General features: G+C 41.9%; 7 protein-coding genes. 4 read left to right on the top strand and 3 right to left on the bottom strand.

Annotated features, from left to right (window positions below; translation table 11 throughout):
• Positions 1-452: 452 nt before the first annotated feature.
• Genes dnaJ through rsgA form a run of 3 tightly spaced genes read left to right on the top strand, consistent with a single transcriptional unit; the run spans position 453 to position 3,000 of the window.
• Positions 453-1,592: a molecular chaperone DnaJ gene (gene dnaJ, locus PN450_RS16415; protein WP_271836954.1), complete on the top strand. Its 1,140-nt coding sequence runs from the start codon at positions 453-455 to the stop codon at positions 1,590-1,592.
• Positions 1,589-1,846: a sulfurtransferase TusA family protein gene (locus tag PN450_RS16410; RefSeq protein WP_148765075.1), complete on the top strand. Its 258-nt coding sequence runs from the start codon at positions 1,589-1,591 to the stop codon at positions 1,844-1,846. The genes dnaJ and PN450_RS16410 overlap by 4 nt, the downstream gene beginning before the upstream one ends.
• Positions 1,843-3,000 (top strand): small ribosomal subunit biogenesis GTPase RsgA, encoded by a 1,158-nt coding sequence (gene rsgA / locus PN450_RS16405; protein WP_271836953.1) that lies wholly within the window; start codon positions 1,843-1,845, stop codon positions 2,998-3,000. Before PN450_RS16410 ends, rsgA begins: the two co-directional genes overlap by 4 nt.
• A gap of 284 nt (positions 3,001-3,284) precedes the next feature.
• Here the strand turns inward: rsgA and PN450_RS16400 are convergent, their stop codons facing one another.
• A complete protein-coding gene (locus PN450_RS16400; RefSeq protein WP_271836952.1) occupies positions 3,285-5,030 on the bottom strand; it encodes a bifunctional serine/threonine-protein kinase/formylglycine-generating enzyme family protein in 1,746 nt (581 codons plus the stop codon).
• A gap of 245 nt (positions 5,031-5,275) precedes the next feature.
• Here PN450_RS16400 and PN450_RS16395 point away from each other — a divergent pair, with 245 nt between their 5' ends.
• Positions 5,276-6,868 (top strand): glycoside hydrolase family 57 protein, encoded by a 1,593-nt coding sequence (locus PN450_RS16395; RefSeq protein ID WP_271836951.1) that lies wholly within the window; start codon positions 5,276-5,278, stop codon positions 6,866-6,868.
• A 120-nt stretch (positions 6,869-6,988) separates the two neighbouring features.
• On the opposite strand, the gene PN450_RS16390 is transcribed toward PN450_RS16395, so the two are convergent.
• Together PN450_RS16390 and PN450_RS16385 are read right to left on the bottom strand one after the other, a co-directional pair.
• On the bottom strand, positions 6,989-7,216 hold the full coding sequence (locus tag PN450_RS16390; protein WP_015081014.1) for a photosystem II protein, Psb35-related: 228 nt from the start codon (positions 7,214-7,216) through the stop codon (positions 6,989-6,991).
• Between the two features lie 264 nt (positions 7,217-7,480).
• Positions 7,481-8,419, bottom strand: a complete 939-nt coding sequence (locus tag PN450_RS16385; protein WP_148765067.1) for a heme o synthase — start codon at positions 8,417-8,419, stop codon at positions 7,481-7,483.
• Between the last annotated feature and the right edge of the window lie 99 nt (positions 8,420-8,518).

Raw genomic sequence — 8,518 nt, 5'->3', positions numbered from 1 at the left:
TCTACCGAGATTGCCTGTGGAGCGGAAAAACCTCTTAGAAGCCATTCTAAGACCGTGATGAAGCAGGAAGTAAACACTAAGGTTATCGCTGTCCAGATGTGTCTAGACTTTGGTAATTTTGGGTAAGTTTTATAGAACGGAACACAAGAGCGTATATCACAGATAGAACTAAAAGTATAGGTCGGGTTTTCCACATTTAATGGTACGGCTAGTTCCTATAATCAAGAGGTGGGTTTTTCGACATCTGAATAGCACAATAATAAAAGATTAATCATCGGTGAGAGCAAACACTAGCAAAAAAATATTGGTAAAATTAATTATTAACAAAAATTAAACTAAAGAGCATGACTTAGCGTGACCCCACGCTATTTGCATTCCTAAATTTCTGTATTCTTGTTAAAGTGTTACCTTAAACCTATTATTTGCTTCCTTCTAATTCTTAACATTGCTATATGGCTCGAGACTATTATGAAACCCTGGGTGTCTCTCGTGACGCCGACAAAGAAGAGATTAAACAGGCTTATCGCCGCCTAGCCCGAAAATATCACCCAGATGTGAATAAAGAATCTGGGGCAGAGGAACGATTCAAAGAAATTAACCGCGCCTACGAAGTGCTATCAGAGCCGGAGGTTCGCGCTCGTTACGACCGCTTTGGTGAAGCTGGTGTTTCCGGTGCGGCTGCGGCTGGCGCTGGTTTCCAAGATATGGGAGATATGGGTGGTTTTGCCGATATCTTTGAAAGTATTTTCAGCGGCTTTGCTGGTGGTCCAGGTGGACAACCCCAACAAAGACGGCGTGGTGGACCAGTGCGGGGTGATGATCTGCGTCTAGACCTGAAATTAGATTTTCGGGAAGCGGTATTTGGTGGGGAAAAGGAAATTCGCATTTCCCATTTAGAAACTTGTGAAGTTTGTAATGGTTCTGGTGCTAAATCAGGAACTCGTCCCCGGACTTGTAGCACTTGTAGCGGCTCAGGTCAAGTTAGAAGGGTAACAAGAACGCCATTTGGTAGTTTTACCCAAGTGTCAACTTGTCCCACCTGTGATGGCTCGGGAACGGTTGTAGAAGATAAATGTGATGCTTGTGATGGTAAGGGCGCAAATCAGGTTACAAAGAAACTCAAAATCAATGTTCCCGCTGGTGTAGACAATGGCACGAGACTACGGATTTCCCAAGAAGGAGATGCGGGTCAACGCAATGGTCCTCCGGGTGATTTATACGTCTACTTGTTTGTCAATGAAGATGAAGAATTTCATCGTGAAGGCATTAATATTAACTCGGAAATTAAAATTAGCTACTTACAAGCCATTTTAGGTTGCCGATTGGAGGTAAATACAGTAGATGGTCCAGTGGAGTTGATTATTCCCGCCGGCACTCAACCGAATACAGTGATGAAATTAGAAAATCGTGGTGTTCCCCGTCTGGGTAATCCTGTAAGTCGCGGTGATCATCTGTTGACGGTGTTAATTGATATCCCCACTAAGATCATCCCAGAGGAACGGGAATTGCTAGAGAAACTAGCTAAAATTAAGGGAGACAGGACAGGTAAAGGTGGTTTCGACGGATTCATAGGAAACTTATTTAAGTCATGAGTGGCTCTTTGATATTAACCCCTGACGCTCAACTGGATTTGCGTGGGACTCCTTGCCCGATTAATTTTGTGCGGACAAAACTATATCTGGAAAAAATGCCCCCTGGGGGTTTACTAGAAGTTTGGTTAGATCCAGGTGAACCGATAGAACAAGTTCCTGATAGTCTGACAATGGCTGGTTATCAAATAGAACAAGTGACAGATTGCGCTGGCTATTTTTCCCTGGTTATCCGTCGTCCGGTTACTGTGGCATGACAGGGGAAAATATTTCTACTAAACAGTTATTGGGTACGGTGTTAGCTGTACAGGCGAATTTTTATCGAGTACAGATGGATGAGGAGGCAGGGGAGCAGGGGAGCAGGGGAGCAGGGGAGCAGGGGAGTAGGGAGAAGATTTTTCCCAATCACCAATCACCAATCACCAATCACCAGTCACCAGTCACCAATCCCCCTATCCTCCTCTGCACAAGAAGGACGCGCTTAAAAAAGATTGGTCAACAGGTGATGGTGGGCGATCGCGTGATTGTGGAAGAACCAGATTGGACTGATGGACGGGGGGCTGTTAGTGAAGTTTTACCGCGTCATAGTCAATTAAATCGCCCCGCGATCGCTAATGTCAATCAAATTCTCCTGGTTTTTGCGGTTGCAGACCCGCCTTTAGAACCTATTCAATTGAGTAGATTTTTAATTAAGGCTGAGTCTACAGGCGTTGATGTGCTGTTATGTTTGAATAAATGTGATTTAGTCTCTCTAGAAGAAAAACAGCAAATTAGCGATCGCTTACTGGCTTGGGGTTATCAACCTTTATTTATTAGCGTTCAAAATAGCATTAACATTGACCAAATAGCCACATATTTGCAGGATAAAATTACAGTGATTGCTGGTCCTTCTGGTGTGGGAAAATCCAGCTTGATTAATAGTTTGATTCCCGATATTAACCTGCGCGTGGGGGAAGTTTCCGGTAAATTAGCCCGTGGTCGCCATACCACTCGTCATGTAGAATTATTTGAAATGCCTACAGGTGGGTTATTAGCAGATACTCCTGGTTTTAATCAACCGGATTTGGATTGTAGTCCCCAAGAGTTAATTCACTATTTCCCAGAGGCCAGAGAACGCCTAGCTGTTGCCCATTGTCGCTTTAGTGATTGTATACACAAAGATGAGCCAGACTGTGCTGTTAGTGGTGACTGGGAACGATATCAGCATTATTTAGAATTTTTAGAAGATGCTTTAGCCCATCAAAACCAGACTAACCAACAAGCTGACCCGGAATCAAATCTGAAATTAATATCTAAAGGTAAAGGTCAGAGTCAATACGAACCAAAACTAGAAAGCAAAAAATACCGCCGCATTTCCCGTAAAACCCAATTACAGGACTTGCAGAATTTATATCAAGACAGTGAAGATTGATTCTAGATAAATTTCATATCCCCGACTTCTTCAAGAAGTCGGGGATATTGGGATCTTGAATGAACCGAATTTCCTAACATTCAAAATCCCACCCCTTCTTCCATCCTGAAAATCCTTAAATCCTGGTAATCCTGATTCAGACAAAATAAAAAATCTGTGCTATAATGAATCCAGACACCAAAACCAGCTTTTTGTAGAAAAATATTTTCCGCCTAACGGCGGTGGGTTAAGAAGGGAAAAGAAAAAAAGAGAAGAGGGCAAAAGAGCAAGAGTGTAAAGGGCTACTAAGTCCTCGCCGCACCACAACATACAACCCGAAAACCAATAGAGCTGTAGTTGAAGACGAGGTTGAAGTCGTGGCGAGAAGCAGAACGGCAATTAACAGGATTGCCGTACCACGAACCACCGCGCAGCAGCTTTGCGCTCAGGCTTGGACTTGTCAAAGCACTGCCATCTGTAGGCGCGTTTATATAATCATTTTTATAGTCATCTTGACACCATTCCCAGACATTACCGTGCATATCGTACAAACCAAAAGAGTTAGGGGGAAAAGTTCCTACATCTGTGGTCTGCTGACGATATTTTCCTTTTGGTGCAGAAGCATAGGTATAATTACCATGATAATTTACCAAATCTGGAGTAATACTTTCACCAAAATAAAATGGTGTGGTAGTTCCGGCACGACAAGCATACTCCCATTCTGCTTCACTGGGTAATCTGTAGTTTTTGCCTGTTTTTTGAATTAACTTTTTACAGAACTCAACCGCATTATTCCAACTAACTCTTTCAACAGGGCGGTTATCGCCTTTGAAGTTGGAAGGGTTAGTTCCTATGATAGCTTGATATTGTGCCTGTGTCAATTCATATTTTCCCATGTAGAAACTGGGAACTGTAACTTGGTGTTGGGGACTTTCATTTGAAACTCGTTTTGCTTCACTTTCCGGTGAACCCATGATAAATGTTCCCCCTGGTATTTCCACCATGTCCAACGTCACACCATTTCCTAAGTCTTCTGTAAAGTATTTCGCGCTTTCCTTGCGTCGGTTGGTGATATTTCCCCGTGCGTCTGTGGTGACAACTTCAAAACTAAAGGTTTTAAGGTTATTGGCAGGTATTGGTGCTTGGGGTTTTAAAGCTTTTTCTATTGCTGCTATTCTTTGCAAAATCTCATGGGAGTTTTGAGGACGATATTTATATAAACGCTGCATCATATCATCTAATAAATCTGCTAACATAGATGATATTTGTGGTGCATGATTCCGCCAATTTAATCTTTCATTATAGGAATCATAGATGATTGGGTCAAGTGGTTCTTTACCCGTGAGTAAATAAACAAATGTCCGTCCTAAAGCAAAAAAATCAGATTGAGGTACAGCATTATGATTAATTTGTTCCGAGGGTGTGTAACCTGCGGAAATTATTCCTGTGACACCACCTTGTTGTTTAAATACTGTAGATGTTACCTTCCTCACAGTCCCAAAATCAATTAATACCAATTCGGCTTTTTCAGACCGCAACATAATATTAGATGGTTTAATATCTCGATGAAAGAAGTCTTTATTATGTACCTGTTCTAAAATAATGATTAGATCTTTTAGCCATTCTATAGCTGTAGTTTGGTTAATAGGACGCAAACCACGTTTTTGCATATATTTTTCTAAATCTTCTCCCACAACTTTTTCCATTACCAAACAATGAATTGGATTTTGGCTATTGTAGGGATAATATTCAAAATAAGCGTCTAATTCTACATTAGGAATACCGGAATGATGGAGTTGACTTAAAACATCAGCTTCTTGTTTAAATAATTCTACAGCTTTAGGGTCGTTATTAATCAAGACTTTGAGAACTTTAGCCTGATTGGTTCTGACTTCGTTAATCTCATAAGTCACACCAAAGCCACCCCGTCCTAACTGACATTGTACCCGATAACGTTGTTGTAGCAAGACTTCCGAGCCACAGGCTTGACAAAAAAGGATATTATCGGGATTTTGTGGCTTTAGGCAGTTAGAATTGATGCACAGGCTCATAATCTTGGTAGTTAGCACGTTTATTTGATATTCTACCTTGATTTAAGGATTTGAGGTTTTGCCTGTGTAGACGCGGTTTCTAACCGCCCGTTTAACTTCCGCGCAGCGGTGCTAGGCCAAAATATTTTTCTAATAACTATTAACTTAGCATTCATGACCAATGACCTATATAGTCTTAAAATATTCTTAATTTCCCCCCACAGACTTTTTGTCTGTAACCTCCAAGTACCACACAGAAAAATATTATGGCTATAGGCTACGTCGCGCTTGTACTTCATGCACACCTACCTTTCGTTCGTCATCCGGGAAGTGACTACGTGCTAGAAGAGGAATGGCTTTATGAAGCGATTACAGAAACTTACATTCCCTTATTAAAAGTATTTGAAGGGTTAAAGCGAGACGGCGTTGATTTTAAACTCACCATGAGCATGACACCTCCCTTAGTGTCCATGCTTCGTGATCCTCTATTACAAGAACGCTATGATGCTCATCTATCACAATTAGAAGAGCTTGTAGAATTAGAAGCCGAGCGCAATATCCATAATGGTCATGTTCGTTATTTAGCCGAACATTATGCAACTGAGTTTAATGAAGCGCGAGAGTTATGGGAACGTTATCACGGTGATTTAGTTACAGCATTTAAACAGTTCCAAGATAGTAATAACTTAGACATTATTACCTGTGGTGCTACTCATGGCTACTTACCATTAATGAAAATGTACCCCCAGGCTGTATGGGCGCAAATTCAGGTAGCTTGTGAACATTACGCGGAAACTTTCGGCCAAGCCCCCAAAGGTATTTGGTTGCCAGAATGTGCCTATTATGAAGGTGTGGAACGAATGCTGGCTGATGCTGGCTTACGTTATTTCCTCACAGATGGACATGGTATTTTATACGCTCGTCCCCGCCCGCGCTTCGGTAGTTATGCCCCAATTTTTACGGAGACTGGTGTAGCAGCTTTTGGTCGAGATCATGAATCTTCCCAGCAAGTATGGTCTTCTGAGGTGGGTTATCCCGGTGCAGCCGAATATCGGGAATTTTATAAAGATTTGGGTTGGGAAGCGGAATATGAATATATTAAGCCCTATATTATGCCCAATGGTCAGCGCAAAAATACAGGTATTAAGTATCATAAAATTACCGGACGGGGCTTAGGTCTTTCCGATAAAGCTCTTTATGATCCTTATTGGGCAAAGGAAAAAGCGGCAGAACACGCTGCTAACTTCATGTATAATCGTGAGCAGCAAGCCGGGCATTTACACAATATCATGGGTCGGCCGCCAATTATTGTTTCTCCCTATGATGCGGAGTTGTTCGGTCATTGGTGGTATGAGGGTCCTTGGTTTATTGATTATCTGTTCCGTAAGTCATGGTATGACCAGAAAACCTATGAAATGACCCATTTAGCCGATTATTTACGGGCTAATCCTCAGCAACAAGTATGTCGTCCGGCTCAGTCGAGTTGGGGCTTTAAGGGTTTCCATGAATATTGGTTGAATGATACTAATGCTTGGGTTTATCCACATTTGCACAAAGCTGCGGAACGGATGATTGAAATTTCCCAAATTGAAGCTGAAGATGAATTACAGGAAAAAGCACTTAACCAAGCTGCGCGAGAATTGTTATTAGCACAATCTTCTGACTGGGCGTTTATTATGCGGACAGGAACAATGGTTCCCTATGCAGTCAGAAGAACGCGATCGCATTTAATGCGCTTTAATAAACTCTATGAAGATGTGAAAGTGGGTAAGGTTGATAGTGGTTGGTTGGAAAAAGTCGAGTCAATGGATAATATTTTCCCCAATATTAACTATCGCGTTTATCGGCCAGCATTTTAAGTAGTTCCCAGATCCCCGACTTTTTCAAAAAGTCGGGGATCTATATCTAGAAAAGCAAAACCCCCAGTCACAATGCTGGAGGTTATTTTTATACACATCTTGTCAAATTGCCAGTAAATACTATCTGGGTAAGTTGCGGCTGTTGTAAGCATCAATAGCATAGGCGGGTGTGCGTTGGGTATAGTCTATATCTACGCCAGTAATAGATTTAGCCAAAGCTGCAAACTTATCAGAAGCCCAATTGCGTTCGTGAATGGGCTTGCTTTGTTCACCCATGAAATAAGCTAGAGAACCGATAACGGAAACTGCTACCCAAGCAACAACCAATAGAGAAATTAAAATAGCCATTCGAGAACCTCGTTTTTTACTTTTTGTAACCTTATGTAAATAAATATAACAGATTGTTAACAGAAGTTGCAAATTATTTTCTGGTGTGTATGCCCCTCAAAGAGGTGAGGTATTCCCCACTGTAATAATTTCGTAACAAAACGCACTAATACAAGAAATGATGAGAAAATCGTCTGGGTATATTTTTGTTGGGTTTTTTGTAAAGAAAAAATAATCAGATCCCCGACTTCTCAAAGAAGTCGGGGATCTATGTCCTGAGCATGATTACAAATGCAGTTGAGCAAGGAAATGATGAGTAATGGGTAAACTATCCACCACCATTGCCAAACACAACAGCATCATGTAGGAAATGGAATACAAAAATAATTCCCGCGCTATGGTTTTATCTTCGGGATTTTGCAATAAGCGCCAAGACTTATGGACAAATACTCCCCCTAAAGTCAAGGCAATAACAGCATAGACAATCCCGCTGGCGTGTAAGGGATAAAACAGCAAGATAGTCGCAGTGACAGTAATCACCGTATAAAACCAAATTTGCCGGACGGTGGCTGTATTACCCGCTACCACAGGTAACATTGGTATCCCCACCTTAGCGTAATCATCACTAATCATTAAAGCCAAAGCCCAAAAATGGGGAGGTGTCCACAAAAAGACAATGGCAAAAATTAGCCACGCAGACCAGCTTAAAGTGTCCGTTACTGCTGCCCAACCGACTAAAGCGGGAATTGCCCCTGCTGCACCACCAATGACGATATTTTGAGTGGTATGGCGTTTGAGCCAGTGAGTATAGACTAAAACATAGAAAATGATGCCAGAAAAGGCTAAAAATGCTGCCAGGAGATTGGCAAAAACGGTGAGGAGGGTAAAAGAAAGTACAGCCAGAGCGATCGCAAAAATTAAAGCATCACGGGATTGGATCTTCCCGGAAGGGATGGGACGGTGGCGTGTCCGCTCCATGTCATAATCTATATCTCGATCATAGATACAGTTAATGGTTTGGGCGCTGGCTGCTGCTAAAGTTCCGCCAATCATTGTAATAATTAACAACCAGGGATCTACCTCACCCTTAGCGGCTATCCACATACTCCCAGCAGTGGTAATTAATAGTAGGGGAATAATCCGGGGTTTGGTTAGCTGGTAGTAACTTTGAACGACTTGGAGAAATGTGTCGTGTTGACGACGAGAGACATTAGTCTCAATCATGTTAGGTCTTTTTCCTTATTTTTCAAGAACTGGTCAGCAAACCGCTGTAAGCAGGAGTCAGGAGTCAGGAGTCAGGAGTCAGCAGTCAGTAGTAAGGAG

The sequence above is a fragment of the Dolichospermum lemmermannii CS-548 genome, from assembly GCF_028330815.1.
Lineage (GTDB): Bacteria > Cyanobacteriota > Cyanobacteriia > Cyanobacteriales > Nostocaceae > Dolichospermum > Dolichospermum lemmermannii.
The sequence above is the reverse complement of the archived record's forward strand: the minus strand, read 5'-3'. Positions and strand labels throughout refer to the sequence as shown.

What these genes read in the sequence shown, in the direction of transcription:
- dnaJ (WP_271836954.1), top strand. Translation starts at nt 453, where the DNA reads ATGGCTCGAGACTATTATGAAACCCTGGGTGTCTCTCGTGACGCCGAC.
- PN450_RS16410 (WP_148765075.1), top strand. Translation starts at nt 1,589, where the DNA reads ATGAGTGGCTCTTTGATATTAACCCCTGACGCTCAACTGGATTTGCGT.
- rsgA (WP_271836953.1), top strand. Translation starts at nt 1,843, where the DNA reads ATGACAGGGGAAAATATTTCTACTAAACAGTTATTGGGTACGGTGTTA.
- PN450_RS16400 (WP_271836952.1), bottom strand. Translation starts at nt 5,030, where the DNA reads ATGAGCCTGTGCATCAATTCTAACTGCCTAAAGCCACAAAATCCCGAT.
- PN450_RS16395 (WP_271836951.1), top strand. Translation starts at nt 5,276, where the DNA reads ATGGCTATAGGCTACGTCGCGCTTGTACTTCATGCACACCTACCTTTC.
- PN450_RS16390 (WP_015081014.1), bottom strand. Translation starts at nt 7,216, where the DNA reads ATGGCTATTTTAATTTCTCTATTGGTTGTTGCTTGGGTAGCAGTTTCC.
- PN450_RS16385 (WP_148765067.1), bottom strand. Translation starts at nt 8,419, where the DNA reads ATGATTGAGACTAATGTCTCTCGTCGTCAACACGACACATTTCTCCAA.